At 38.3% G+C, this 26057-nt stretch carries 21 protein-coding genes and 1 pseudogene; 13 read left to right on the plus strand and 9 right to left on the minus strand.

Going from position 1 to position 26057, the window contains the following annotated elements; all coding sequences use genetic code 11:
* Positions 1–67 precede the first annotated feature (67 nt).
* Positions 68–457 carry a glycine cleavage system protein GcvH gene (gene gcvH / locus CWB60_RS10925; RefSeq protein WP_138577790.1) on the plus strand — a complete coding sequence of 130 codons (390 nt, stop codon included), beginning with the start codon at positions 68–70 and terminating at the stop codon, positions 455–457.
* A gap of 154 nt (positions 458–611) precedes the next feature.
* On the plus strand, positions 612–3503 hold the full coding sequence (gene gcvP, locus CWB60_RS10930) for an aminomethyl-transferring glycine dehydrogenase (protein WP_138577788.1): 2892 nt from the start codon (positions 612–614) through the stop codon (positions 3501–3503).
* Positions 3504–3859: 356 nt separating this feature from the next.
* Here gcvP and CWB60_RS10935 read toward each other — a convergent pair whose 3' ends face one another.
* The 8 genes and pseudogenes from CWB60_RS10935 to CWB60_RS10970 form a co-directional block, all read right to left on the minus strand.
* Positions 3860–4792 carry a hypothetical protein gene (locus CWB60_RS10935; RefSeq protein ID WP_138577786.1) on the minus strand — a complete coding sequence of 311 codons (933 nt, stop codon included), beginning with the start codon at positions 4790–4792 and terminating at the stop codon, positions 3860–3862.
* 261 nt (positions 4793–5053) lie between these two features.
* A complete protein-coding gene (locus CWB60_RS10940; protein ID WP_138577784.1) occupies positions 5054–6316 on the minus strand; it encodes a restriction endonuclease subunit S in 1263 nt (420 codons plus the stop codon).
* Positions 6309–7943 carry an HsdM family class I SAM-dependent methyltransferase gene (locus tag CWB60_RS10945; RefSeq protein ID WP_138577782.1) on the minus strand — a complete coding sequence of 545 codons (1635 nt, stop codon included), beginning with the start codon at positions 7941–7943 and terminating at the stop codon, positions 6309–6311. The genes CWB60_RS10940 and CWB60_RS10945 overlap by 8 nt, the downstream gene beginning before the upstream one ends.
* 33 nt (positions 7944–7976) lie before the next feature.
* On the minus strand, positions 7977–11093 hold the full coding sequence (locus tag CWB60_RS10950; protein WP_138577780.1) for a type I restriction endonuclease subunit R: 3117 nt from the start codon (positions 11091–11093) through the stop codon (positions 7977–7979).
* Positions 11094–11101: 8 nt separating this feature from the next.
* A pseudogene (locus tag CWB60_RS10955) lies at positions 11102–11275 on the minus strand (helix-turn-helix domain-containing protein).
* Between the two features lie 94 nt (positions 11276–11369).
* Entirely contained in the window at positions 11370–11567 is a 198-nt protein-coding gene (locus CWB60_RS10960) for a winged helix-turn-helix domain-containing protein (RefSeq protein WP_249318398.1), read from the minus strand.
* A gap of 141 nt (positions 11568–11708) precedes the next feature.
* Positions 11709–12203 carry a hypothetical protein gene (locus CWB60_RS10965; RefSeq protein WP_138577778.1) on the minus strand — a complete coding sequence of 165 codons (495 nt, stop codon included), beginning with the start codon at positions 12201–12203 and terminating at the stop codon, positions 11709–11711.
* Positions 12200–12436 carry a hypothetical protein gene (locus CWB60_RS10970; RefSeq protein ID WP_138577776.1) on the minus strand — a complete coding sequence of 79 codons (237 nt, stop codon included), beginning with the start codon at positions 12434–12436 and terminating at the stop codon, positions 12200–12202. The genes CWB60_RS10965 and CWB60_RS10970 overlap by 4 nt, the downstream gene beginning before the upstream one ends.
* A gap of 249 nt (positions 12437–12685) precedes the next feature.
* Here CWB60_RS10970 and CWB60_RS10975 point away from each other — a divergent pair, with 249 nt between their 5' ends.
* From CWB60_RS10975 to CWB60_RS11030, 11 genes are all read left to right on the plus strand, one after another.
* Positions 12686–13600, plus strand: a complete 915-nt coding sequence (locus tag CWB60_RS10975) for a TnsA endonuclease N-terminal domain-containing protein (RefSeq protein WP_138577774.1) — start codon at positions 12686–12688, stop codon at positions 13598–13600.
* Positions 13591–15771: a TnsB C-terminal domain-containing protein gene (locus CWB60_RS10980; protein ID WP_138577772.1), complete on the plus strand. Its 2181-nt coding sequence runs from the start codon at positions 13591–13593 to the stop codon at positions 15769–15771. The genes CWB60_RS10975 and CWB60_RS10980 overlap by 10 nt, the downstream gene beginning before the upstream one ends.
* Entirely contained in the window at positions 15772–17064 is a 1293-nt protein-coding gene (locus CWB60_RS10985; RefSeq protein WP_138577770.1) for an AAA family ATPase, read from the plus strand.
* Positions 17061–18065: a hypothetical protein gene (locus CWB60_RS10990; RefSeq protein WP_138577768.1), complete on the plus strand. Its 1005-nt coding sequence runs from the start codon at positions 17061–17063 to the stop codon at positions 18063–18065. The genes CWB60_RS10985 and CWB60_RS10990 overlap by 4 nt, the downstream gene beginning before the upstream one ends.
* Before the next feature lie 5 nt (positions 18066–18070).
* Complete coding sequence (locus CWB60_RS10995) at positions 18071–19432, plus strand: TnsD family Tn7-like transposition protein (protein WP_138577766.1); 1362 nt, start codon at positions 18071–18073, stop codon at positions 19430–19432.
* Positions 19433–19452: 20 nt separating this feature from the next.
* Positions 19453–20286 (plus strand): hypothetical protein, encoded by an 834-nt coding sequence (locus tag CWB60_RS11000; RefSeq protein WP_138577764.1) that lies wholly within the window; start codon positions 19453–19455, stop codon positions 20284–20286.
* Entirely contained in the window at positions 20283–21017 is a 735-nt protein-coding gene (locus tag CWB60_RS11005) for a hypothetical protein (protein ID WP_138577762.1), read from the plus strand. The genes CWB60_RS11000 and CWB60_RS11005 overlap by 4 nt, the downstream gene beginning before the upstream one ends.
* Positions 21018–21691: 674 nt before the next feature.
* The gene (locus CWB60_RS11015; protein ID WP_138577758.1) at positions 21692–21976 is read left to right on the plus strand and encodes a hypothetical protein; all 285 of its coding nucleotides are present in this window, start codon (positions 21692–21694) and stop codon (positions 21974–21976) included.
* A gap of 2 nt (positions 21977–21978) precedes the next feature.
* Entirely contained in the window at positions 21979–22518 is a 540-nt protein-coding gene (locus tag CWB60_RS11020) for an ABC-three component system protein (protein WP_138577756.1), read from the plus strand.
* A complete protein-coding gene (locus tag CWB60_RS11025) occupies positions 22512–23027 on the plus strand; it encodes an ABC-three component system middle component 5 (RefSeq protein ID WP_138577754.1) in 516 nt (171 codons plus the stop codon). The genes CWB60_RS11020 and CWB60_RS11025 overlap by 7 nt, the downstream gene beginning before the upstream one ends.
* Entirely contained in the window at positions 23024–24913 is a 1890-nt protein-coding gene (locus CWB60_RS11030; protein WP_138577752.1) for an ATP-binding protein, read from the plus strand. The genes CWB60_RS11025 and CWB60_RS11030 overlap by 4 nt, the downstream gene beginning before the upstream one ends.
* Before the next feature lie 509 nt (positions 24914–25422).
* Here CWB60_RS11030 and CWB60_RS11035 read toward each other — a convergent pair.
* Complete coding sequence (locus tag CWB60_RS11035) at positions 25423–25731, minus strand: hypothetical protein (protein ID WP_004587588.1); 309 nt, start codon at positions 25729–25731, stop codon at positions 25423–25425.
* Between the last annotated feature and the right edge of the window lie 326 nt (positions 25732–26057).

Genomic DNA, 26057 nt, shown 5'->3' on the forward strand with positions numbered 1-26057 from the left:
TGGTTATACCAATCACAATAATTATTGTGATTGGTATCCTCCCAATATAAACCAAAGGAACAAAATAATGAGCAATATCCCTAGCGATTTAAAATACGCCTCTTCTCACGAGTGGGTTCGCAACGAAGGTGACGGTACTTTTACTGTGGGTATTTCTGAGCATGCGCAAGAGCTGCTTGGCGACATGGTATTTGTAGAACTACCAGAAGTAGGCGATGCAGTAGATGCGGGCGAAGATTGTGCAGTAGCAGAGTCGGTTAAAGCTGCATCAGACATTTACGCACCAGTTGGCGGCGAAATTGTAGCGATTAACGAAGAGCTAGAAGACGCACCAGAAACGGTTAACAACGACCCATACGGTGACGGCTGGTTATTCCGCATTAAAGCAGCTGACGAGTCAGAGCTTGAAAACTTACTTAGCGCAGAAGACTACGCTAACACAATCGACGAAGAGTAATACTCTAAGTAGATGACAAAAGCCCCATTCACTGTTTTTGGGGCTTTTATGATTTAACGGCCTACTTCCCATACACAGTACGTTATTAAATCATCACATATTTTAATCAATACTAATTACCCGTTAGTATTTAGGATCATAGGAATCTAGACGCATGTCAAACGCCAAATCTCTTGAACAGTTAGAGCAAAAGCAAGATTTTATTCGCCGCCACATTGGGCCAAGCCCAGCACAAGTAAGCGATATGCTAAGTGCTTTAGAAGTATCAAGTGTGCAAGAGCTGATCGACCAAACTGTACCTGCAAGCATTCGCTTAGCGCAGCCATTAACAGTTGGCGAAAGCCGTACTGAAGTTGAAACACTAAGCTACTTAAAATCGGTAGCAAGCAAAAATAAAGTTTTCAAATCGTACATTGGCCAAGGCTACCACCCAACGCACGTACCGCACGTAATTTTACGTAACGTACTAGAAAACCCAGGTTGGTATACTGCGTACACGCCGTACCAGCCAGAAATTGCGCAAGGGCGTTTAGAGTCGTTATTAAATTTTCAAACTATGACCCTAGATTTAACAGGCCTAGATTTAGCAAGTGCCTCGTTACTTGACGAATCAACCGCTGCTGCTGAGGCTATGGGCCTTGCAAAACGCGTATCTAAAGCTAAAAAAGCCAATGCCTTTTTTATTGCCGACGACGTACACACACAAACTATCGACGTAGTAAGCACCCGTGCTGAGCAGTTTGGTTTTGAAATAATTGTAGGTAAAGCAGAAGATGCCGTTAACCACGACATTTTTGGCGCACTTTTCCAATACCCAACTACATCAGGTGAAGTAGTCGATATAACCGACCTAATTGCCGGCGTACAAAGCAAAAAGGCCATTGCCTGTGTTGCTGCCGACATTATGAGCTTATTACTACTAAAAGCACCGGGTAAATTGGGTGCCGACGTAGTACTTGGTTCGGCTCAGCGTTTTGGTGTACCTATGGGTTACGGCGGACCACACGCTGCATTTTTTGCAACACGTGACGCATACAAACGTTCATTACCAGGGCGCATTATTGGTGTATCTAAAGACCGCTTAGGTAACGATGCACTGCGTATGGCAATGCAAACGCGCGAACAACACATTCGCCGCGACAAAGCCAACTCAAACATTTGTACAGCGCAGGTATTACTTGCCAACATGGCCGCGTTTTACGCGGTGTACCATGGCCCACAAGGCTTAAAAACTATCGCGCAGCGTATACATCGCTTTGCTGATATTTTAGCTGCTGGCCTAAAAGCTAAAGGTATCGCACTTAAACACAGCACCTGGTTTGATACGCTAACAGTAGTTAGCGACAGCAAAGAAGACGTAATAGCACGTGCACTTGCCAAAGGCGTTAACTTTGCCACAAACCACGACGGCGAATACTCAATTTCGGTTTCAGAAACCACCACCCGCGCCGATGTAGCTGAGCTATTTGATATTGTACTAGGTGAAGGCCATGGCCTAAGCGTAGATGGTATTGCAGCCGATATTGAAGCAAACGGTAGCGACTCTATTCCAGCTAGTTTAGTACGTGATGACGAAGTATTAACGCATCCAAACTTTAACAGCTACCACAGCGAAACAGACATGCTTCGCTACATTAAGCGCCTAGAAAACAAAGATTTAGCGCTTAACCACTCAATGATCTCGTTAGGTTCATGTACCATGAAACTAAACGCGACCGCTGAGATGATCCCAATTACATGGCCTGAATTTGCAAACTTGCACCCATTCTGCCCGCTCGATCAGGCCGAAGGTTACCAAATAATGATTAACGAGCTGCACGACTGGCTAGTTAATATTACGGGGTACGATGCAGTTTCACTACAGCCAAACTCTGGCGCACAAGGTGAATACGCAGGCTTAATTGCTATTCGTAAATACCACGAGTCACGTGGCGATGCGCACCGTAACGTATGTTTAATTCCAAGCTCAGCACACGGTACTAACCCTGCATCTGCGCAAATGGCCAGCATGAAAATTGTAGTGGTTGATTGCGATAAAAACGGTAACGTAGACATGGCAGATCTTAAAGCGAAAGCTGAAGAAGTGTCTGAAAACTTATCGTGTATTATGATCACATACCCATCTACACACGGCGTTTACGAAGAAACCATTCGCGAAATTTGTGACATTGTGCACGAGCACGGCGGCCAAGTTTACATGGATGGCGCAAACATGAACGCGCAAGTAGGCGTAACAAGCCCAGGCTTTATTGGCTCAGACGTATCGCACTTAAACTTGCACAAAACGTTTTGTATTCCGCACGGCGGCGGCGGCCCAGGTGTAGGCCCAATTGGTGTTAAATCGCACCTAGCGCCATTTATGCCAAACCACAGCGTAATTAACGTACCGGGCACAAACATTAACAACGGTGCAGTATCAGCAGCGCCTTACGGTTCAGCCGCTATTTTACCTATTTCATGGGCTTACATTACCATGATGGGCTCAGAGGGCTTAAAACAAGCCACTGAAATGGCGATCGTTAATGCTAACTACTTAACACACGAGTTAAGCCAGCACTTCCCAATTTTATACCGTGGCCGTAACAACCGCGTTGCGCACGAATGTATTGTTGACCTACGCCCACTTAAAGAGCAATCAGGCATTACTGAAATGGACGTAGCTAAGCGCTTGCAAGATTACGGCTTCCATTCACCCACTATGTCGTTTCCAGTAGCGGGCACGTTAATGATTGAGCCAACTGAATCTGAGTCAAAAGGCGAGATAGACCGCTTTATCGAAGCGATGGTGTCAATCAAAGGCGAAATCGACAAAGTAATCTCTGGCGAATGGTCAATTGAAAACAACCCACTTGTGTTTGCACCGCACACACAAGCAGACGTGTTAGGGAACGAATGGGACCGCGCGTACGACCGTTTTTACGCTGCATTCCCAGTGCCTTCGGTAGCTAAAGACAAGTTCTGGCCAACGGTTACACGTATCGATGACGTGTACGGCGACCGTAACTTAGTATGTTCATGCCCAGCGGTAGAGACATATCGCGACTAAGAGCACAGTTGTTCATGATAAATAAGTTCGCGAACGCGTATAAATAAGTTTGCGAATGGATAAAAGGTGAGTCCTAGTGGCTCACCTTTTTTATTGTTAGTTAAATGTAGTTCTCGTATAAAGAATGAAACTGATAGTTGAATCTTGAAGTTGTTAAGATGAAAGGGTACAACGATCAGCTTTCATAAATCACAGTGTTCTGTGTTATTGCTAAATGATCGGAAACCTTCATCTACATATCTAAATAATTTAAGCTAAATTTTTTGCCAGTATTTAATGTTGTAAAAGGCGTAATTGGTAAATCCCAACTGACCTGTAAAATCATTATTCGATCTATATTACTCTAAACCTTAGCTTCAAGTGGTTTCTAATGCATAAGATAAAAAAGGCATAGCGGCTTTATATCCAGCTGCTCTGAGCTCTGAAACCGCAGGGCCGAGCTTATTAAACCTAAATTCAATTTTCCCATTTGGGAGGTGTGAAAAAAGCGCGATGCACTCAACACTAGGATTTTCTTTCATTTCACCTAACCACGGTAACAAAGTTCTATTTTTTAACTGTTCTAGGGTGGTGCTGTGATCCGTCAAGCTTAATGCTATCGGCGTTCTATTTCTTACTAAGATACAAAGCGCTTGATAATACCCGTGCATAGCGTACTGCCTTGTAATATGAGAAACAGTTACTAAAAATGGATAAGGACCAACGCTGTTATAAAAGTTTAAATCTTCATGATGGACACTAAAATCGTCTATTTTAAAATCTTTAAACTCATCAAAACCAACTATCTTATCTAAATTATTTTCAATATAAGTTACTGCTTCGTCAAATAAAGGTAAAAGTGGGGATGAATCATCATTTGCCATATATTTTTGATAAAGTAATACAAAGCAATTAAGCGAAACATCGTTACTGTTAAGTACTAACTCACCCTGTGTTAACTTTACTAAAAACACCTCCGCTAATGCATCGTCTGCAAGCAAATAATCACAGGTATCTGCATATAGCAGCCCATTAGTAAATAAATCATCAGTTGATCGTGAGTGTTTAAACGGCGAAAGTCTGGTGATATAAGTATCATATACATCCTTTTTTGCTAGCTCGTTCATATTGTGCTCTAACAAAAATGTAATTCTGTTTGATACGCCTTCTAGCAATTTTTCATGTTGTACTTCAACACCTAATTGTTCCAATTTATTAAGCGCGTTTTCAAGCAAGTTAATCGTGGCATCAACATCATTCGCATATTTTGCTAGTGTCAATTGTGAAACGATTTGCTCTTCATTTGTCATTATTTTTACCTAAAAATTATTTTCCAAAATACAGTATAAATTTGCGCTATTCGAACCTTTAACGGAGTATAACTCTATATCAATCAATTCATTACTGCCCTTTACTACAAAAAGACACCGCGTTCGGGAGTGGGACTGTCCCATTTAGGCAATATATACCACCGAGAAAGTCGCCCAAGGTGAGTCCTTTTTGTACCAAAAAGATAATCACCAGCAACGATGTGACATCGGACGTAAGTAAAATCCGAAATGCAGTGTTGATCATTTTACTGTAACTTGGCCGTTCATTAGCATGGGGAGAAGCCAGTCGCGTAGTGAAGCGAGCTTTCTGTTTTCCAGAGAGTTTCGTACAATTTGTTCAATGAAATACTTTGTCGCTTCATTAAATTTATTTAACAACTCATCACTTGGATAAACATGCAAGAGGTTAACTGCATCAATAGGGCTTAAGTTTTTTTGCGAGCTGCCTGTAGCGATTTTTTCCAATCTTGCTCTTGATTCAGGCCTTAAAAAATATAAATAAAAATAGTTCTTCCATTTCTTATCACAAACAAACTTACCCACACGCTGGTTCAGTAGCAAATCTTCTTCGTTTACAATGCAAACTCGACCTACATTACCAGTAAGGGACATCAAAATATCGCCTATATTTAATACACAAAATTTTTGCATCCCTTTTGGTACAAAATCAACAAAGTCTGTTTTTTCAGTTGCCAGCCCCTCTGACTGCACATTTTTTATAGTTATTACTTTATATTTTCCATTCTCTTGATATGTAGATGAATCAAAAGGGAACCCTGAACCGAGAGTTAAGTGTTGTGATAGCTTTTTCACTTCCCACCCCTCCGGTATTTCGCGCTTTAGGGTTGAGTTGTAGACCATTTTTCCGCCGGATGTCTTGTAGGGGTTGCCATTGGCATCGGGGAAGTCGAACTGTACAAACCAGTAGTCGTACAGAGTTTTAGCCATGGCTTCCAACTCGGCGTTTATACGATTATTGAGTTCGATTTTTTCATTTAAGAGATAAAGAAGATCACCCGCTTTTACTTGCTCATTATATTCGGGTAACAAAAGATCCAAATATGAAAATATAGCCTCGTTCAAGCTTGCTCTAAGCGTCATGACAGCGTTGTTCGTCATGGTTTTTCTGAACATTGGGCTTCTTAAGTAGAAAGCCATGAATTTCGAGTATGTGATCTTAGTTTGTGTTGGACGAAGTCGTTTCAAAAAGCCGCTATAAGAAGCATTTGGGTAATCCTTGATGGCTACACAGCTCATCGCGAGTTCATCAACCACTTCGCTGGTCCGAGTAAGAAAAATATCACCGGCCTTTATCGAGTAGGTCTCCTTTTCCTTATCAGATGTGTCCATCAAGTCGAGTAATGCATCTGGTACGAAATAGTTGTTGAATACCGCAGAGAACGATAGAAATGGGCTGCCATGGCCAGCTTGATCTTTTTTAGACGATATCCCGGAAGACATTGTGTATAGGTCACAAAATCGATGCTTCTTGAGATTATTCATACTTCAACCCCGCCAACTGCTTTTTAATCTCAGTTTCCAACTCACGAGATTGACTAAAGAGGCTATCTAAATTGTTGGTAAAACCCTTCATCTTCTCGGCAAATTGCTCAGGAGTAATATCGACATATTCGATTTTGACATCTAAATACTGGCCAGCACTTAGTGAGTAGTTTTTAGCCTCGATATCGTCATAACTCACCACGACGGAAAAGTCTTCCACCACTTCTTTGGCGTTAAAGACATCAATAATTTGTTGTTCTTCTTTCGGAGTTAATACAGTTTTTTGGTTTTTTCCGTCTTTGACTTTTTCACCCAAGTTTGAAGCATCCACCAGTACCACATCGCCATCGTTGCTGGCGTCGATAAACAAAATCGATACGTTAGTGCCTGTGGTGGCGAAAATATTGGAAGGCATTGAGACCACACCAGCCAGCATTTTGTTTTTGACCAAATGCTCACGGATTTTTTTATCGATGCCTGATTGTGCGGTAATAAAACCAGTTGGTAGCACTACGGCTGCTTTGGCGTTTGGTTTAAGCGACGCGATGATGTGCTGCAAGAACAATTGGTAGATTTCCATCTTGTCCTTGGCTTTTGCTTTAATCTTTGGAATACCGGCAAAGAAACGCTCTCTATTTTCTTTGCTATCGAGGTCATCCCTAAAGTCGCTAAAATCGAGCTTAAACGGCGGGTTAGAGACAATATAGTCAAAGCGCTTTAGTGTGTCGCCATCCTGATGGTAAGGATGCTGGACAGTATTACCTTGGATCACATTTGGGATAGAGTGAACCAAATTATTTAAGATCAGGTTTAAACGCAGTAAGTTTGATGACTTTTGTGAAATATCTTGAGTGTAAATGCTACAGCGGTTTTCACCAATGGCGTGAGCCACGTTCATTAGCAAAGTCCCCGAACCTGCTGATGGGTCGTAACAACTGACATTGCGTACTGTGCCACGCTGTTCTTGTGGTACTAAAATTTCCGCCATAATGCGCGCTACTGCATGAGGGGTAAAGTACTCGGCGTATTTGCCGCCCGAGTTACTGTTGTAGTCTTTGATAAGGTATTCAAAGATGGTGGCATAAAAGTCGAATTTTTGCGTGAAGATTCGCTCAAAGCTAAACTCTACCAGTTTGTTGATAATCGCGCGGCAGAAGGCATCGCGTTTTGAGTCGTCAGCAATGTATTGGCTAATGCGGTCGAACAACACTACCTTGGTACCACCATCGGTTTTTACTGCGAATACATCGTTATTTGTAATGGCGATGTCGATGAGGGTATCATCAAATAGCTTAGCAAAGTCCGGCGCGTTTTGTTGGCTAAATAGGTAGCTAATAAAGTGCTGAGGCTTTAGCCGTGCTGTGTCGCCACCCATTTGCAGTTGTAACATATCGAGGTCATTCTCGCTCATTCCAACTAAAACTTCTTCCCACTTATCAGCTTTGGCGATGTTGTCGTCGATTTTTTTAGCTTCAAAGGCAAATTTATCGTTTAAAAACTTGTACAAAAAGGTTTGGGTAATAATTTTAAATTCGTTACCGTCGTTACCTAAACCATAGTTTGCACAGATGCCTTTTAAGCTATCGATCAAGGTTTTTGTTTTTTGCTGAAACTCTAATTCAACCATTTGGTTTTTACTTCCTAATTAGTTCCACTGGCATTACCATGTTTGGCTACCGGTATTAAATTCTTTTAAATATTCTGCGACGACAAGATGGTTAATGTAACGCGAGGCGTCGGCGTTGAGTTTAATTTTCTGTTCTTTCATGAAGCGCGCGATTACCAAGGGCATCATTTGCCGTTCAAAGTAACTTTCGTTATCCAGCACTTGACTGTTATTAAGCACTTGCTCGTCGGCATCTTGCTTTACACTAGCTAGAGCTTCAAGGATTTTTCGTTCCGAATCACAGATGTCGCTTTGGCTCTGCTGGCGCTCTTGCAAGCGTTTATGGATACGGGTGTATTTTACATCACCTAAGTACTTTTGCCTAAGTTGGTTGTTTTGACGGTTTAGTTCTTTCACGCGGTCGTGAATTTTATTCAAGGCATCAATATTTGCAACCATTTCATCTTGAGTGACTTCGCTTAAGTTTTTCTTCTTAAACAGGCGCTCTAGCTCTTCTTTTAAACTGATAAAGTGTGGGTCTTGCTGGTCAAAGTTATTAGCTAGTGCTTCTCGAGCTTGGCGCAGAGTGTTTTTTAGCTTGTCGGCTAATACTAGTTCTTCTTCGCCGATTTTCACAAATTTGAAGATCACGTCTTCTAAAGCGCGGTTGAGCAGGTTAGTTGTGTCTTCGCCGTTTTCTAAATCGTTTTTAAGATTTAGTAAGTCCAGATGGTTACTGGTTTCGCGATAAAGAACATTTAGCTTGGCAAAATCCAGTTCACCGAGAAAGTCATACTCACCTTGCAATCGGATCAAGTTATACAAGCTGCGAGCATCGGCTAAGGCTTTCTTTAGTGCTAAAACTGTATCGCGGTCTTGTATTTGGCTGATTTGGTTGCAAAACTCTTCCATGTTGTCGGCTTCAAAACGGAACAGCACGTCTTTTATGTGTTCGATTTCTTGTTTGATCTCCTCCTGAGATTTAAATAAGTGCGAGTAGTGCTCCATTTCATCGCCAAGCTCTGCCTGTAACTCGTCAAAGTAGGCTTTGTTGGTTGCATCAAACTCTTTACGAATATCGGCAAAGTCCACTACATAACCATAGCGAAAATCTTTGTAAGTACGATTTACTCGCGTGAGGGCTTGTAGCAAATTATGCTTGCGGATCACTCGACCAAGGTAGAGCTTTTTCAGGCGCTTTGCATCAAAGCCTGTAAGTAGCATGTTGTATACAAACAAAAGGTCGATTTTACCTGCTTTGAAGTCTTTTACCCAGTTTTTGCGTTCTTCTTTAGTGCCAATGTCGTGAAGGATCAGGGCGGCGTTTTTTACTTTTTGTGCTTGTTTAGCTGACTCTGCATAGCTTGTTGACGTAGGTTCTGTAACCTCTAATGTTTGGTTTTTTTCGGTGGTGTTCTTCTGTGGAAGAACGGGGGTTTCTGCATACACTGCATTAAAAATTTCAAACATTTGCTTGGCTTGCTCTGAGCTGTCGCAAATGACCATGCCACCAATACTTTTGTCGTTTAAGGCACCACGACTTTTTTCAAAGTCGTTCACAATGTATGCCAGCATGGGCTCAACAAAGCTTTCATGTGCATAGATTTTTTTACGCTCGACATCACCCATTTTCACTTCGGCTTCTTCGAGTGCTTTTTGCAGTTCAATTTTATATTGAGTGCTAATTTCCTCCCGAATTAAGCGCAAAGTGTAACCGTCAGCAATTGACGCGTTGTAGTAGTATTTATGAATGTAATCGCCAAACAAGACTCGTGAGTTATAGTCATCGCCCAATAAGGGCGTACCCGTTAAGCCGATTTTAATAGCATTGGTGTCTGATTGGCTTAAATTAGCTAAGAAACTGCCTTTAGGATTATAGCTGCGATGTACTTCATCTAAAAAGTACACGCGCTGTATTGCCACGTTGTAGTCTTTAGTACTTACTACATTTGGGTCATCTTTAAATTTTTGAATGTTTACTAACGTGATTTCTGGCGTGCCCGAGTGATTATGAATCACTTGAGTCGCTTTTATATCTCGGCTGAAGGCATCACGTGAGTTAATAGTATGAACAGTTAAGCCTCTGGCTGTGAATTCACGCTGCGCTTGTTGTAGCAAGTCCAAACGGTCAACAATAAAGTAAAATTTGGGGATAACTTGTTGCTGTTGGAAGTAGTCAGTTAAAAAGCGCACATTGTAAAATGCCAGTGCGGTCTTCCCACTACCTTGGGTGTGCCATATAATGCCTTTTTTAACACCTTCGCTGAGCTTATGCTCAATGGCTTTGGTCGCAAATAACTGCGGGTAACGCATAATATGCTTTTGTAGTCCATCGGTTTCATCTACATAGGCTAAGGCGTAACGTAATATGAAGGCTAAGCGCTCACGGCTTAGTAACGAAGTACAAATGCGATTTGTTGGTCGTTCTGGCTGTTTGTTTGTCTGAAACTCTGGATTGCTACGAATAACTTCAAGATTGTTGTCTTTCAAGACTTTTAGTTCGTCGTCATCAGATAATGGCTTGAGTAATGCGGTAAGGTTAAGTATTTCTTCTTCGCGAAAATAATTAAATATCGGTTTATGGTAAGAACTACTGGCGTAGAAGGCACCTTGTACTGGTTCTGGGTTGCCGTCGTCGTACTCCATGTTGTTGGAGAAAATCATAAATTGGGTGATGTTGGCAAAGCGCTTGAATTTAGGGTTTTGAAAGCGTTTGTTGATGCGGTCACGCTCGGCCAGAACGCCTTCGCGGTTATTGGGCTTTTTCACCTCAATAAACACAAGTGGCATGCCATTTATTAGTAAAGTTATGTCTGGTCGGAATTCTTCATCACCGTTCTTGCAAGTCAGTTCAGTTACAACATGAAAAGTATTGTTGTCGAAGTTTTCAAAATCGATTAACTTTGTATTTGAACGCTCAGATAGGCGTTTAAAAAAGGCTTTGCCTAGGTCTTCGTTGTCAAGCAGTAGCTTTACATCGTCAAATAACCTGCCTGCTTCGGCTTCTTCAATGCAAGGATTAATTTTACAAATAGAAGCTCTGAATAAGTCAGGGAAGATATTTGTGTCGATATCCCAGCTTTGCCCCTTAAGCGATAGGTACTGATAGCCAAGACGCATTAAATGTAAAATTGCTGGAATTTTTACGCGAGAATCTTCATTAAACTTCATAACATTCCTTATCTTTGTTTTTGTTCTTCAATCCATTGCTCTAAATCTACGCGTTTAAAGCGCCAACTTCCATCCACCTTAAAGCCGGGCAATTTGCCTTCATTTGCAAGACGATATGCTGTCTTTTCATTGAGCTTTAAGTACTTAGCGAACTATTGAATGGTCAAAATATCATCGAGCATGTTTAATCTCTGTCTGTGAACAAATGGATAGTATGAGAAAATTGAGGGGTTAGCAATTGATTACGGGCTACACTCTAAAAACCAAGCTTTTTAGCTATATTCGTGCACAGCTAACTCGGTTATCGAGAATAGGCTGCCTACCACTTGGAAGTGTTTCAGCTTTCTCTTCTTCAGTGAGGCTAAATTGTTCAGCTAGTTCGTTAATTACATCCCTTAGCTTAACTTCTCTTCCATGGGTTCTATGTGCAACCTCTAAAAATGGGCGCATAAATTGCTGGTAATTAGGTATCACTAGCAGTCCTTTGTGTTGTTAGTACAATGGACGACAATACTGCGTACTGTAACTTTTATACTATCTAGGTACAGTATTGTAATTTAGCTAAAAGCTCAATATTTATGTGTTATATAGCGTATAAATAGAACTGAATTATAGCTACAAGCACTCATTTTCAATGTTCTTAGCTAATTGAATCAACAAGCTATGTTGTTTAGGGTCATCTATTGCTTCAATCGCTGAGCTATTCAGGTCGCCAAAGTATGACCCTAACCAAAGTACAATATCCCAGTCGAAATAGTATTTACTTACCTGTTCAATAATAGGTTCTAAAATAGGTTTAACACGTCGATTATAGATATCAAACTGAAAAGCAGGGTAGCCCTCATAGCCTGCGAAATTTGGTGCTGTTACAAAAAAGGCCTTATTTTCATCGACTAAGTTTTTTAAATCTTGTTCAGTAAATGGCTTGCTAGGGGTCGAGAGTAAATCAATGACTTGAGCCGCCGATAAAAGAGCGTGATGCGATAAGAATAAGTTGATTTGATTGTAATAAATACGGTGTTGCTCAGTAGGCGCATTTGTAAGTTTATTAAGTTTGAGCACTTCAGTAAAAAATTGAATGTACTGCTGAGTTCGCGAGAAATCGTTCATTTTAATGCTCCCAAAAAGCGCTTTATATGTTGTTTTTTATTAGTACGAATAAAAAAATCGAGCTCTTTTTCGAGCTTATCCCGCCCCTCAGGTGATTCAAGAAGGTCAATTAGCGTTGTCATTTTGTTAACTTTTTGCTTTTTTATAAAAAAATAAAAAAATTTTTTTTGAGAAAAAAGTCTGCTTTTAATCAGTTTTTCGAATAGCTTTAGCTTCGATTCAGTTATTACCATTTTGTTTCCCCTTCCGATTTATTATTGATTAACTACTGCTTATATTGTTGTTATTTGTCGTTTTTTTAAGCTTTTTTTGAGTCAAAAAAACGATGCTTTGTAAGAATGAGCTTGGTTGACAAACTTAAAATGCGTGTTATTAAGTCACTGATTTATATGTGTTAATTTTTATTTTAGACTGTTTTTTGTACTTGACACTATTTTTTTGTGTATATAGATTTAAATACATATCAAGAGAAGGTTACGGGTATGAAAAATTATGAAAATATTAATGAAGGCAATGAAGGGTTGCTCAAATTATACGAGACGCAGCCGCCAATTAGCGTAAGTGTAATAAACAGTATTGATGCTTGGAATCATAAGTGTAAAGTTAAAGGTGGGCATGTTCCTTTTTTATCGATTAAAACTGTGCCAACCAGTGGATTTGCATCAGTTACTTTACTTAAGGGTTATGATGTTCAGCTAGACACACTCTCCAAGCTAGAAACTAAGTTTGTTAAAGGGCTAGCTTATTATAAAAATATAGTCGCTATTAGCACTCAATATCCTTTATTAAAAATTACTGAAACTTTATCCATAGCAGAAAATCTAGGTTTAAGGCATCCCTCAAATATAGTTTCTAATAAACGGTCTAGGTACGAGCAAGTTTCAGTTATGACAACTGACGTGCTCATTACATATACCGATTCTAGAGGGAATACTTGTAAAGAAGCTTTTTCGCTTAAGTATATTTCAGAGGATGGTTGCTACCGCAGCACTCAAAATAAAGAACTTAATACTAAAAATAAGTTACAAATAGAGGCAATCTACTGGGAAATAAAAGAGGTGAAATGGTCTGAGATCACACAAAGACATCCGCTTATCAATAAAGACTTTCAAGATAACCTTTCGCAAATGAGTGTGTATGATGATGTTAATTACCCCAAAACTCTTCTAAAAAAAGTTAGAGGAAAAATCCTCTTAATTTACTCTAAACACGCTGCATTTATCGAATTTCACGCCTTAATAGAATTAGTTGCTGCATCTTTAAAAATCGCTGAGTGTAAGATTAGAGGGTGCTTTTGGGTTTTAATGAGGGAACACCAGCTCCCATTTAATATGCACCGAAAGATCAAACCATTTGGTTTACTCTATAAGTCAGAGGAGCCGTGGTTATGGGAATAACAGAAGCTATTACTATTGGCCAGGAATTATATTCACCGAAGTACAAGAAAAATGGTAAATATGTTTGTGATACTTATACAGTACTCGATCTTTTATATGAGAGTGGTGTTAAGTGCCTAATTTTAATTGAGCAAAATTATGCAAAACCTAAAAAGCCATTTATATATTCGATTGGTGATGTACTCGGTGGTTTTTATTTTCAAGATTATGAGGTACGTAACTGCGATTTTGCTAATTCTGAACGTGTACGGTGGTTTAAAGAACATCAATTATCTCAGGGGCAATGCAAATCAATACAGCTTAAAAATAAATCGAGTTATGAAAAGATACTTTCTAAAGCGAATCATAAGTACAAGTTCTCTAAACTACTTTTCCAAAGACCAGATGGAATTCGACTATACCTTAATGGCCTATTACACAGTGAAATTAAAACTTTAAGTGCTGAGTTTGGGTTTCACTTATCTTCAGCTTACCGAATCCTGAATATTTACTTAGCATTTGGTAAATGTCGTGACTCATTTATACCTCTATACAAAAATATAGGAAAATTTCGCAGCATAGCTAAAAATGCCATTGAAGCTAAGAAAAAGTTTTCAAAAGGCCTCGGAAGGCCTCCTATGTCCTATAAAGAGAAACGTCGAGTTGTTAATCAACAAGATGAAATCAATGTGTCTCATTTCATAAAAAGAATTAAACGACAAAGTTCACTGTCTATTTTGTGTGATGAGTTTAACCAGAGATTTGCGGTTAGCGAGCAGGCTAATAGAGAAATAGATTATTCAAAGTTACTCACACTAAGTCAATTTAGGCGGCTTTATTATAAGCTTGTAACAAAAGCAGATCATCGTAAGCGTATATTCGGCGCTAAGGAATTTAATAATAGCTATGCGACTAGAACCTCTACGTCTAGATCGGGTTTATCTTGTGTATCTGAGCGCTATGAGATTGACTCAACTACCATAGATGCTTATGTCGTGTCAGAGTTTAACTTTAAAGCAGTACCTAGGCTTACTCTCTATTTTGTTATAGACGTTTTTAGTAGTTGTATTGTGGGCTTTTATCTGACTCATCTAGGCCAATCAGAAGAGTCATTTAGGATGGCTTTATTTAATTCGTTTGTTGAGAAGTCAGCTTTATGCAAGAAGCATAACGTCGAATATAAAGATGGAGATTGGCCTTGTCATCATGTGTGTCGGGAGCTTGTTTTTGATCGTGGTACTGAGCTTAAAAAAAGAAATATAGAAAGTATGATTGATGGAGATATCGGCATCAAAACGGTCTCTCTTCCAACATCATACTTTGGCAAAGGCAAAGGAACTGTTGAGGGCGCTTTTAGGTGTTTTAAGGATGACTTTGCTAAAAGACTCGAAAGTTTTGTAGATAAAAATGGTCCTAAAGCGTTTCAGCATGCTTCAAGAAAAGCCTCCCTAACGCTTAAAGATCTAAATAGGTTAATTATAGAGTGGATTATCAAACGTAATAGCACTGCGGATGTTTCTAAAAAGTTGGACAAAGCAATGATGATTGCTGATGTTGACCCGACCCCCGTAGCAATCTGGAACTATAGTTTAGATTCAGTAGTTAATGAATTACCGCAGTGGAGTCCCCAGAAAATAATGGAGGGCATTCTTCCACTAATTACGGCAAAAGTAGGGAAAGGTGGGGTTGAAATAAAAAGAAAGTGTGGGGTGCGTAAAGTCGTATCATTAGTCTATCAAACAGACTGTAGCGACTTTGAGAAGTTTAGAATGGAAACCGCTCAAAATGACCATGAAAAAGTCGTTGAGATTGAAGTGAAATACAATCCTAGTTGTGCTGATAAAATATGGTACAGAGGACCTCATAGTAAGGGTAAGTTAATTGAATTTGTTTTAGATGAGAGGTATTGCAAATTTGAAGGTGCTGATCAGTTAGATCTATCTTTAATCGCTAATAAGGAGAGAGTAAACAAAAGTAAACAGAATTACGATAAAAGTCTGGCAAATACTAAGTTCGCAAAGAGCATTAAAGGTGCTGAAGATGGCAACAAGAAAAGCTATTCCCCCAAGTCTATGGCTAAATCATGTGTCAAAGATACTAAGTCTAATGTCGAGGAAGATAAAAAGAACGAAGTTAACAGTAACGCTAAAAAAGTGTGTAGTTTGATTGACCAGATAGAAGGGGACGAGTAAATGAGTAATTATTCTGAGCAAATAGAAAAACTTGCGGCTCCAAATCCATTATTAAAAGCACTCAACCTTATTGCTAATAAAGAAGATTTTATGCTTCAGAGTAAAGTTTTACTTAAAAAAGCAGATGTTCTTAAAGCTATAAAAGGTAAAGATGCATATGAAGTTATAGCTCTTAAAAAAAGATTTATGGATAAGTTTTTTTTCTTACCGGACGATGAAACTTGGGAAGTCTATTGTTCATTAAAAAATGCAATATCAACAGGCTATTTGGCAAAAAATATTAACGATGAAGCGTATTTTAAACAAATAAATGAGAAGTTATTTTCTTCCAATCAATTAAGCAAATCATCTTCATCTGGTGGTTATTTATGTGGCCCAGCAGGATATGGTAAAACGATGACGGTTGAGAGAGTTCTAAATACTATCCCACAAGTAATTGAGCATAATCATCAAGAGACAGCAACAAAAACGCCGTTAAAACAAATTGTATGGGTAAAAGTAACATGTAGTACATCATCTAAAAAAGCGACTTTAAGAAGTATACTAAAAGAAGTTCATCGTTTATCAGGCTCGATCTATAGTGAATCAACAAAATATAAATCAGTTGATCACTATTTAAAAGAGGTTACTTCTGTTTTTCTACAGTACTCAGTAGGAATATTGGTTATTGATGAGAGCCAATGGTTTAGTTCAGGAAGAAGAACTGATAAAGATGGTATTAATGCCAGCTTTCTACAAGAAATATACAATGAATTCAATGTTCCTGTTCTATTAATTGGAACGCCGATTTTGAGAGATGCTATTGTTGATAGTAAGGCTACTCAACGTCGTTATGAGCAGTTTATGAGTAAAAATTACAGCTGCATGACAATAGATAAAGGTACTATCGTTGAAGTAATTACAGTTCTTTTCAGCAACTATATTTTCCCAGAGTCAGAAGAAAAAATAACGAAAGCACAAATAAATAAAGTATTGGTTTTTTGTCGTGGAAACATGTCGATATTACTCAAGCTTGCTGAAAAAGCATTGGTTTTGTCTTCTGAAAATAATGACAAAAACATAAGCAGTGAGTTATTAGATTACGCAATGGATACTATAAAAATGGATGTTGAAACATTTTTTCATGGAGAAAGAAATTATTATGCAGATGACAGCAAAAATGAAAAAAATAAACAGAGCTCTAAACCACTAGAAAAAAAAGCTGTCAATAAACAAAATCTATTGCTTGAAAAATTATCAAAAGTAGATGGGATGATTGACATTAATTCGTTTGATAGTGGGGTTTCAAAGTGAGCGACCTCGAACATTTCATCAACTTCTTTCCAATTCAAGCTAATGAATATTTTCCCGCGTATATAATGAGATTACGCTATTTAGGAAAGCATTTTAGCTTACCTAAAGAAATGCTTATATCCGATATAAGGGCTTCAACAATACCCGATAATATCTATCCACGCTCCATTATCCCTTGCATAAAGATATTGGTGCCAACAAGTATTGAAAATAACAACGGGCCTATAAACCGTGCGGTATTAATTGATCATTTTAGTGCTAATTATTGGCAAGGCTTTATCAAACCCGGTGAGCTAAACCTTTACAATGCAGCGATTATAAATGGTCATAAGGCAAGTAATAATCTATTTGAAGGTGAGCAGTTTTTAAAAGTATTTAAACCTCTTAAGTTTTGTAGAATGTGCGCTGAAGATGATAGAAAATCAATAGGCTTGGCTTACTGGTATAGTGAGCATCAAATACCAACAATTTACACTTGCTCAAAGCATTCGTCAGTTTTAGAACATGCCGTATGGGAGCATAAAAAAACCTTAATCGATAATCCCATTATATCTTCTAATAATGCGTGTAAATTACCTAGGGTAATTATAACTCCCTTACATGTTTGGTTGGATAAGCAATCTAAATATTTATTAACTCAGCCCTTACCAAACACTAGGGCATGGGTTGCCTCAGTTCGCGAAACTTTATATGAACTATTTGAGGCAAAATATACGTCAAGGGGCGTTGTGTTTTCATCTAGGTTAATTAACCAATGGGGTTTATTTCTAAGAGAATCATTTAACAAATTGGAGCCTACTAAGCGTTATAGTGCTGAAATTGAGAAATCTGCCAACTTTAAAATTCAACATGTTTTATTTCCAAAAGTGAAGCAGACGCACCCCATGATATTTTTGCTTTTAATTAAATTTGCTGAAGAATATACGGGTGAAAATATAGCTAGCTATCGCACTGAGCATTTTAAAAAATATTCACTTAACTGTGATGGGCTACTGAGTTAAAGCTAATGAATATACTGCCGTTGCTACCTGATGAGACAATATATTCATTTTTAGCACGGCTCAGAGTTTACTCGGGTAGCTATAATCATCGTTCAGCGAGCTTGCTTTGGTTTGAACAATATGGGCTAAGTTTAGACCAAAAGCTAGCCACCCACTTAGCGTATTTTTCTGCGCAAACGAAATTCCCAGTAGAACTATTACTTAATGATCATACTTACTACCCCTTATTTTCTTTAGGGGGTAATGAGCCTAAAAAGCTTAAAGACGTTATGCTCACTGGTCCATCTTATCGATTAGGCAATTACGCTAAAATCTCCCAATCGGGTCTGAAAGCATTGAGCAAGGATAAATACTGTTTATCGTGCATTGAAGCTGATAAAGATAAGTATGGCGTTGCTTATTGGCACCTGTCGCACCAGTTCACAGGCATACAAAGTTGCCATATACACAATACGTTACTTGTCGACACTTCGCCTTCATCAAGAGTATACAGCTTGCCTCCGCAAGCAATATCATCTTCTGATGCGCCAGCGAGTGATTTACAGCGGTTTTTCACTACTTATGTGTTGGAAGTTAATGAGTCGGCTAAAAGTCAGAAGCGTAATGATTTGTTATTGGACAAAAGTAATTTGAATGCCCTGATTAGACAAAAAGGGTTTATGGGTAATGACAGTATCAGTATGCAACGTTTAATAGCAGTTATATCAAACATAACTGTGTGCCTGTTTAATAACGATGTTTTTACTGAACACGTAGTAAGAAATCTTATTCGCAAGCCTTACTATGCATGTCATCCGCTTAAACTTATATTATTTCGCTTTGCCTTGGAACAACTGCCTGACATAGCGGCGCAAGAGCATTTACAGTTATTGAAACCAATAGATAAAGATAAAAAACGTGAGAAACAGTGTCTATTATTACTACAAGAAGGTGAATTAAATTTTACTGAAATAGCTAGGCGTGTCAGCTGCTCCATAGGTTATGTGATTAAGCTAGCTAAACAAGAAAATATAGCTTATTTAAAACGGACGCAATTTATTTCAGCTGATATAGAAAAGCGTATTTTGACGCGTTTAGTAAAAGGTGATGCTAGAGATGCAATAGCACGCGAAGAGCAAGTATCTGTTAGCTCTGTTGAGAAAATATGTGGTGAGCATTATCAGCTTTCAGAGTGGCGACAATACTTAAGGGCACTGGGTAAAAGAGACAAGTATCGTATTGAGATGCGTTCAGCCCTTACAAAGCACTCCTTTTCTACACGTGCCGAAATTAAAGCTATGTACCCAGCTTGTTATATGTGGCTTTATAAATACGATACCCAATGGCTATATCTGCACCTACCGCCAGCATCCTATCGTTCAAAATAATTAATAGAGGTGTGAGATTGATGAGCCATCAAATCATTTGTATTCAAGTTAGCGAGCTTAATAAAAGTAGCCTCTATATGCATCATCGACTAACAACGCCTAGTTTATGTTTAATTGAATATAGCGATGATTTAATGGCTCAAATCGAACGCGCGCGGCAGGTACTTTCAAGCAATGAGCTAGAAGAAGTGGTATTAAAAGTAACGGGTATTAATTGGTTATTTGAACTTACAAAAAGGTATGGGCACAATACAGTATCGTACTTACATGTGACCCCCTACACGATTGCTTTTTCGGGGTTAGTGCCACCTAATAAAGAGCCTTACTTTACCACTCCTTATATAGCTACAACTGATATTTTAATAGACGGTTGTACTCTTAAAAAGGTCGAGCTAGATAAAGGGCGCTATACGTTGGCTTTATCTATGGTCAAAGAGCTTGAAGTAAAAGAAGTTGAACTAGAAGAATTATCTAATTTAATTTGGCGTTTAGACGAAGTAGGGAACTCAATACACGCACTGGATAATAGTTGTATAAATAGTTTATCCGCCGGTTGTGATTCCACTTTGTTAAGTATCAACGAGGAGATTAACCATTTAGAAGCAAGGCTGGAAAAGCTGGAGCTTTATATAGAGCAACTTCTAAGGCGGTTAGTAAAGCGTTTGTTTGGTATCGATTACGGTGATTGGTTAACACATATTAGTGCTGAGACAGGGAATAAAGTCAGCTTACGTTTCGAGCATTGTAGTTATCATAATAAAGTAATTACATTTAGTGGTGTGGGTATTACTAAGGCAGGTAAAGTGGGTAAACGCGATCAATCAATTAGCATTGATATTAGGAAAGAGGGATGAATATTCAGTCCTTGATTTCAAAGCTAAAACAAGCCAAAAAGCGCCGAGTTATATTTGATTACCATCGCTCACCAAAAAATGGGGTTGATATAAGTACCGAAGACTGGATATGGATAGCCCCTTTTTTGTATGGACTGTTTAAAGAGCTTAAATCAATGAAGTACACCATTACGATAACATGGTGGGGAGAGATTTTTGTTATTTACAAAGGGGCTGATACTGCATTTGAATTGACTTTAAATTACCAATCCTCCGTTCCCTATACTTATGAATTCACGCAGCGAGTACGAGATAAAACCCATGTAATACACACGATTTCAACTAGACAGATAGCTTTAAATTTGGGGCTGAAAGCCTATCGTACGGGAACCAAATGGCTCTATATCCCTTTAGGGGAATCCACAGCTACGCCAGCTAGTGCAGCATGTAAGATTAACGAAGTGATGCAATCTCGACTTAAAGAATATAGTTTTGCTGGCTGGTCAGTAAAACCCGATATAGCGACGTCAGATGACATTGCGGCTGCTATTCATTATGGAGCAGCCTTATTTGGTTTAGGCTCCAGGTTTGATTACATCTCTAAGAAGCTTCTTGAATTAATAATTTACCAAGACATTGAGTTAACCAATAATGCTGTACACATAAAACGTAGCCTTTATCTAAGCGGCTATGAGTTTTATCTAGATATTAAACACCTCTCTTTTATAAAAAAGTATTTACCTCCTCAATAAATTCATACCTAAAAAGCATACTAGATATTTTTGATTTAAGTTCTACACTTTCAAATAAGCTTATTTGAAGTGACTTTTTATATATTAAAATTAAGGATATTTAAGATGGATCTATATTATGTAAACAATAACTCGCAGCCTACTGGTGAACATGAAGTGCATAAAAATGGCTGTAACTTTATGCCATCAAATAAAGCAGAGCTAGGTATGCACAGCACATGCTCTTCGGCAGTACAAAAAGCAAAGAATATTTATCCTAATGTGGATGGGTGCAAGGTTTGCATTCCTAATTGCCACACTAGATAATTGTTCCTTAAATGGGAAATAAAGGTACTTTTTCGCAAACTTATTAATTTTTTTGCTGCTCGCCAGCCCAATGAAAATGGAGGGGGTATTCGCAAACTTATTTATCATGAACAACAGTTGTCGTTCTCTAATAAAGTCTGTGACTTTATTTTAGTAGTTTGTGAGTCGAATATAGTTTGTGACTCATAAAGAATAAAAAAGGTGAGCCTAGTGCTCACCTTTTTTATGAAAATTTATAGTATTTTTTTGGACTAAACCAAAACAGGGTCACTCTATTATTTAAGTGACAGAACTATATGTTAAATAACAGGAAAAATGGTCAAAACCGTGTTATTGTTTTTATACAATAAAAAAGGCAAATGTTTAGCATGGATAAAGCTTGGATCAAAATCATTTCAGTAACAGGGGCTGTAGGTGTAATAGGCTATTTGTTTAGTCTTTTTATGCTCAACTTTTTTAGTGACTCTGTCCTTTCTTTGCTGGGGTCCGAAAAAGTATTTTATGTCATAGTATTGTTGATGTCGGTTTTAGCAATTGCGCTGATTCTAGCAATATTAAAACCTAAAGAGCTGCAGAAGAATCCTAGCTCTGGTGAAAAGAATATTTCTGTTAGTTATAAAGACTCAACTCATAAAGGAAATAATAACTTTTAGCCATGAGTCAAATAGAAGTAAATTACAAAGGCTCTGAACACAAAGGGGATAACATATTTGTTCCGCTTACATCTTTAGAGCAAGCCATTGAGCAAATAAAAAAAGATCTTGGTGAAGATGAGAAGTTAGTCGATCTTATTGAAGAGCTGACTGATTATGTTACGAATCATCCTACACGTGAAATTATTGGTTTAGAAAATAAGCTTAGAAATGGTCAAAGGGATGATTTATTAGATCGAGCGACATTGTTAAAAAATCGCTTTGAGAGGCGAGTGGCTAAACAGCAAATGTCATTGGCTGAACAGCAGGTTTATGTACAAATTCTTTCAACAATTAGCACTGTTTGGCACCATAAAATAAAGCCTCTAATTGATATTGATACTTCAAAAACAACAATTGACAAGGTGATCCAAGAAGAGTTAATTGAACCAGTTCATAAAGCAGTTGTACGTTACGATACACTGGCGACAATGGAGCTTGTCAGTGGCATGATGTATTATCTTACAGGTAAGTGTCACTTGGTATGGAATAAGCCATGTTAATGTACCACCCAGCACAAGACATCAACCACTGTGTTTATCGTGTACTATTGATTCTAGAAAATACAGAACATAGCTCCTTGAGTATTGATATTTATCGCCTGATGGATTTTTATACGGTTTTTCCATATTTATTAAAACTTATCAAACCATTACCTACGCCAATAAATAAACATCGTAAGAAATTTGCTGACATTCAGGAGCCATTTGAGTCTCTAAAAAATACAAAGCGGATAATGCATGAGTTAGAAATCCTACAAACTATCGCATTTCAAAACTTATTAGCTAAAAGCTTTTTATGTAAGGAGTCGTTTGAAAAAGGCCTGCTTAAGAGAAGTGAAACTCTATTACCAATACAAATGCAAAAGTCATTTAAAGCTGCACGTTTAGTTAATGAAGAGTGGTTTTCTGTAATAATAAATGAATTTCCTAAAGCTAAATTTGTAGGTAAGTCAGGGATTAAAGCCCGTACAGGGTTAATGGAATTTAAATATGATGTGGAGCCAAAATGAGCCGTTCTAAATTATTTGTAACCCGGTTTGCAGTATTTGGTGCAGGCAAGTTTTTATATGATCAAAAGTTTCATGTAGGCGTGAACATCATTCGAGGAGAGAATGGTACAGGTAAATCTACTATTATGGATTTACTTAACTATGGTCTAGGAGCAGAAATAACGGAATGGACTGAAGAGCAACAACTCTGTGATTGGGTTGCCACTGAAGTTTTATTGAATGGTCATGTTATTACCTTTAAGCGAAATGTAACGCCAACAGGTCAAGAGAAAGTGTTTTGCTTTGACAGTGCAATGCAAAATGCCTTGGAAGCAATCGAGGGTTGGAAAAAGTTTCCAATGAGGCGCAACAGTGATACACATAGCTTTTCTCAGCAAATTTTCGAATTATTGAATTTGCCTCGCCACAAGACTGATGAAGATAAGAATTTAACAATGCATCAAATTCTTAGGTTGTTATATGTTGATCAATTGTCCTCTACCACAAAACTTCTTAAAGAAGAGCAAAAGTTTGACAATGTTACCTTTAGAAGAGCTATCGGTGAATATTTATTGGGCATTGATGATTTGGAAGCCTATAACCTAAGACAAGAGCTTATTGAAGCCAACAGAGAATTTGAAAAAGTAAATGCTGAGCTAAACGCTATTTATAGAATGTTTGGTCATGATGAATCTTTAATTAATGTTCAAACGCTTAATAATGATATTGCTGAAATTAGTAAAGAAATAGAAAACCTAGAGCAAAGAAGGCTGGAAGCTAAGTCTGTCACAGCTGAAGATGCTTCTGAAGAGGTAAAAATTAGAGTAAAAGAATTAGTAGCGGCAATCGACAATAACTCCCGTCAGTTAGCCTCATTTGAGGCTGAAAAAAATGAACTAGAAACGGAAATAAAAGAGACAAAATTGTTCTTAATTTCGCTCGAAGAAAGAAAAGCCGCATTATCTGAGTCGCAATTAACTTCTGCCGTTATTGGTGGTGTTAATTTTGCTTATTGTCCGTCTTGTTTAGAGCCGATTGAAGAAAATGATACAGATAGTTGCTGTTTGTGCAAAAAATCAAAGCCTTCAGAAGACAAAGATTTTGCATACTCCCAGCTTCTTAATGAAATTAATTTTCAAATTAAAGAAAGTAAAAAAATCATTGAGGCGTTTGAAAGTGATGTTTTGAAAATTACAGCTGTCATTCCTAAGGTTCGCTATCAGTTAGCAAGCGCAAAAAATGAGTTAAAAGAAATAAATACTTCTACAGATGACAAAGAAGCCGTGCTGATTGAGATAGCATCAGAAATTGGCTTCTGTAGGAGTCAAATATTATCACTGGAAGATAAGCGAGAGCAGGTAGAAAAAGTAGACACGCTTAAAGAACGAAAAGCTAATGCAATAACTCGAATCAGCAACATAAAAGCAAAGTTGGAGGAAGTGGCTTTACTGCAAGAGCGTAGATATGTTGAAGTATATAGCTCGATTGAAAGCAAAGCTAAGAATTTACTCAAGCTAGACGGGGGTTACGAGCCATCATTCTCTGCACCTGAAGAAGTCGTTTTTGATTTTGCTAAAGATAAAATGTTTGTTAATGGTCGCAGTAAATTCTCAGCGAGTTCAATGGTTGTTATGAAAAATAGTATTCGATTTTCTATATTTGCTCATGCTGCTGATGATAAATACGCTCGAATTCCCAATTTGATCCTTATGGATAATATTGAAGATAAAGGGATGCGAGAAGAAAGAAGTCAAAATTTCCAACGTCAGATGGTTAACGTGTGTGACACTATTCATGATGAATATCAATTGATTTACACAACTTCTATGATTGCAGATGAGCTAGAAGGGACTGCAATGTGTGTTGGCCCGTATTATCCAAAAGGGACTCACACATTAGACTTTTAAACATTTTGAAGTATTCGTTTGCGATTGTATCTTGTGGCTTAATAGATAACAAAATCTGTTTTAGTTTAATGCAAATAATTCTTTAGAGAGAAGTTCAATTGAGATAACTGCTGTGGACTGAAACCGTTACGCAGCAATTCAAAATAAGACTCTGAAACCAAAGGGGTCACCCATTAGAAAGTTCCGGTCAAGCAGGCAGCTGTGTTTTCTTGAACTCTTTATTCGAAAATACCAAGTAGTAATCACGTTGATTGGTATCAATATGCACCTCTTGGCTTTCGCCTCAGTCATCGTTTAGTGCTAATACCAGCCCAAACTATAAATATCTTGAAATTATACTTTTAAGCTCTATAGTTACGCGTAACAACACCCCTCCCGCTACCCGTAAGCTCAGCGCCCTGCGAGGGGTTTATTATTTCTATAGCATGATAAAAGGCTGTAATTTTGGCTTTTTGTTGTGTTTTAACAAGCTTGCGGCAACGCTAGCCCTTAGCTAACTTAAAACCTTCCTAATCATCAGGGCCTTTTAAAGTAAACACTAAATGTTTACGCATATCTTTTAAAATCACGCCTTTTTTAAGCATTGCGGCGCTTAAGCGCTTTTGCCACTTTAATAAATCAGGCTCTGCGGCTGCTAAAGCTTGTTCGTTTTCAAACTGAAAACAAAGCAGTAGTGAACTTGGAAATAAGTGATATTCCACATCAAACCAGCACTGCAACATGCCAGGGATTTCTTCGCGCCCTTGTGCTTCTAGTTTATCGGCAACGTTAAGCACAAGTGCTTGTTGTTTTACTTGCACTGCAGAGAGTTTTTTCATTATTAAAATCCAAATTAGCGGCTAATAGATACAGCCAGAGTGCGGGCATTATACGCAAGCTTGTAGCTATGCAACAACCGTAGGTTGGTTTGAGCGAAGCGAAACCCAACACCCAGCCAATGTAATAGCCACAGCTAAAGTTAAATACAATGTTATTTATTGTAGGCGCTTAGCTTGCTAGCGCGTTGGCCGAAAGCGGGCACTATTTGGTTTTACATGTAGAGGGAGTTTGTTTTAGTTTTTTAAGCAGGAAAACGTACCTAAATTACTATTCCCACACCTAAAATAAAAGCGACACTATTCAGCTAAAAGCTAAAAGCTAAAAG

The organism is Pseudoalteromonas sp. S327 (genome assembly GCF_005886415.1).
GTDB lineage: Bacteria > Pseudomonadota > Gammaproteobacteria > Enterobacterales > Alteromonadaceae > Pseudoalteromonas > Pseudoalteromonas atlantica.